Below are 2242 nucleotides of genomic sequence, written 5' to 3'. Positions count from 1 at the left end.
CGCCAGCAGACCGAGAGCGCCGGCAAGATCGCCGATTTCCTCGCCGGACGGCCGGAGATCGCCCGCCTCATCTATCCGGGCCGCGCCGATCATCCGCAGGCGGATGTCGTGAAGAAGCAGATGTCTGGCGGCTCGACGCTGATCTGCCTCGATGTCAAGGGCGGCAAGCAGGCGGCCTTCGCCTTCCAGAACGCGCTCGACATCGTGCTGATCTCCAACAATCTCGGCGACGCCAAGAGCCTGATCACCCATCCCGCAACCACGACGCACAAGAACCTGAGCGACGAGGCCCGCGCCGAACTCGGCATCGGGCCCGGCACGCTCAGGCTCTCCGTCGGTCTGGAGGACACCGACGATCTGTTGACCGACATCGAAGAGGCGCTGAAAGCGGCCAAATAGAAAGCCGCGACCCAAATTTCAGGCGAGCTCTTCCAGCTCGGTCATAGCCTTGGTGCGGATGGTCATGGCATTGCCGCGCCATTCGACGGCGCCGCCGAACCAGGCGCGTGCCCAGATGGCGGGCAGCATGACGTCGCGCACGATCATCGCGGTGACGCTGCGCGGGGACAGGTACCAGCCCTTGGCCAAGGCCAGCAGGCACTCGGGCAAGTAGGCGATCACCAGCACGCACAAGGCCGTTGTGGGCAGGCTGACGCCGGCGCCTGCCGCGGCAATCAGCGCCAGCAGCAGCGGCATCGCCGCGCCCGTCAGGATCTCCGGCGCGAAAAAGAGCGGGAACGTCACCCGGCGTAGCCGCGCCCAGCGCGTCTGCCGCGACCAGATCTCGGCGAAGCTGCGCTGGCCGAGCGGCTGCTCGAAAGGCGAGGCGACGAGATTGACGCGCAAGTCCAGGCTGTTGACCAGCTTGGTGGCGGCCGCGTCCTCGGCGATCTCGGCGGCCAAAGCCTGGATGCCGCCATTGGCGTCCAACATCGGCTTGTTCCACAGCATGCTCTTGCCCTGGGCGAAACCGAGGCCGAGCGCCTCGCCGGCATATTGCCAGCGCGCCTGCAGCGTGTTGAGGAAGGCGCACTCGACTTCGGCCCAAAAACCGTCCGGCCGCGAGCCGATCGGCGTCGAGCAGACGAGGCCTGTGTCCGGCCGCCATGCCGCCATCAGGTGCTGCACATAGTCCTTCGGCATCAACACGTTGGAATCGGCGAGGATCACCCAATCGTGCCGCGCTGCCCGCCAGCCCTTGACGCAATTGTTGAGCTTGGGATTGGCGCTGACGCGGTCGTCGCCGATCAGGAGCCGCGCCGGAACCTTGGGGTGGCGCACGATCGCCGCATCGATGAGCCTCACCACCGGGTCCTCGGCATGCGCGACGCAGAAGATCAGCTCATAGCCCGGCCAGTCGAGCGAGAAGGCGCGCTCCAGGGTCTCCTGCGTGAACGGCTCGACGCCGCGCGACGGCACGATGATCGAGACCGGCTGCGCGCCGTCAGGCGCCGCAATGACATGGCGCCGTTTCAGCCGCGAGGAGGCGAGCAGGATGCTGGCGAGATTGGACAGAAGAAGGGCTGACGAAGCCAGGCCGGCTGCGATAGTCAGTTCCATCGAGATCCAGTCACTCTATCTCTTTGTTTTCACGCAATTCCGGACGGAAAACCGCTCACACTTTTCCTGGAATTGCTCTTAGCCGCAGCCAGCCATTTCATCAGTTACAGAGCGCCCGAGTCGCCCGCCACGGTTTGTGCACACCAACATTGTCATGTGTCACTTAAATGACATTGTTTTTCGGCACGTGCGCTACAAGGCTGGCAGGATGGTCGGCGCTGCGCGTTTAACAGCGAAGCGCGACGAATGTTCCGCGGCGGCAACCGGAGTGGCCCATGTATCGCGCAGTGACGCGCAACATCGAAGTGCTGGTCAGGCCCTTCTATCTGGAGGACCGCTCCGATCCGTCCGAGAACCGCTATGTCTGGGGCTATCAGGTGACGATCGACAACCGCTCCGACGAATTCGTGCAGCTTTTGTCGCGCTACTGGCACATCACCGACGGCCAGGGCCGGGTCGAGGAGGTGCGCGGCGCCGGCGTCGTCGGCGATCAGCCGGAACTCAATCCCGGCGACAGCTATCAATACACGTCAGGCTGCCCGCTCTCGACGCCGTCGGGCATCATGGTCGGCCACTACACGATGCGCAATGGCCGCGGCGAGACGTTCGATATCGCCATTCCCGCCTTCTCGCTCGACATGCCGGGGACGAAGAGGACGGTGAATTAGAGAAACTTGAGTTC

General features: G+C 64.4%; 3 protein-coding genes. 2 read left to right on the top strand and 1 reads right to left on the bottom strand.

The window, feature by feature from the left end; all coding sequences use genetic code 11:
- Positions 1 to 399 (top strand): PLP-dependent transferase (locus EOD07_RS31415; RefSeq protein ID WP_206519618.1); only part of this gene is annotated, 399 nt, incomplete at its 5' end.
- A gap of 18 nt (positions 400 to 417) precedes the next feature.
- On the opposite strand, the gene EOD07_RS31410 is transcribed toward EOD07_RS31415, so the two are convergent.
- Positions 418 to 1560, bottom strand: a complete 1143-nt coding sequence (locus EOD07_RS31410; protein WP_127238042.1) for a ceramide glucosyltransferase — start codon at positions 1558 to 1560, stop codon at positions 418 to 420.
- 275 nt (positions 1561 to 1835) lie between these two features.
- Between EOD07_RS31410 and apaG the strand changes: the two genes are divergently transcribed.
- Positions 1836 to 2228 (top strand): Co2+/Mg2+ efflux protein ApaG, encoded by a 393-nt coding sequence (apaG, locus tag EOD07_RS31405; RefSeq protein ID WP_041001685.1) that lies wholly within the window; start codon positions 1836 to 1838, stop codon positions 2226 to 2228.
- The last annotated feature ends 14 nt before the right edge of the window (positions 2229 to 2242 follow it).

Source organism: Mesorhizobium sp. M2C.T.Ca.TU.002.02.1.1 (assembly GCF_003997225.1).
Note: the sequence above shows the minus strand (reverse complement) of the source record. Positions and strands in the feature narration are given on the sequence as shown.

Coding starts and splice junctions, on each gene's coding strand:
- apaG (WP_041001685.1), top strand. CDS start 1,836: ATGTATCGCGCAGTGACGCGCAACATCGAAGTGCTGGTCAGGCCCTTC.
- EOD07_RS31410 (WP_127238042.1), bottom strand. CDS start 1,560: ATGGAACTGACTATCGCAGCCGGCCTGGCTTCGTCAGCCCTTCTTCTG.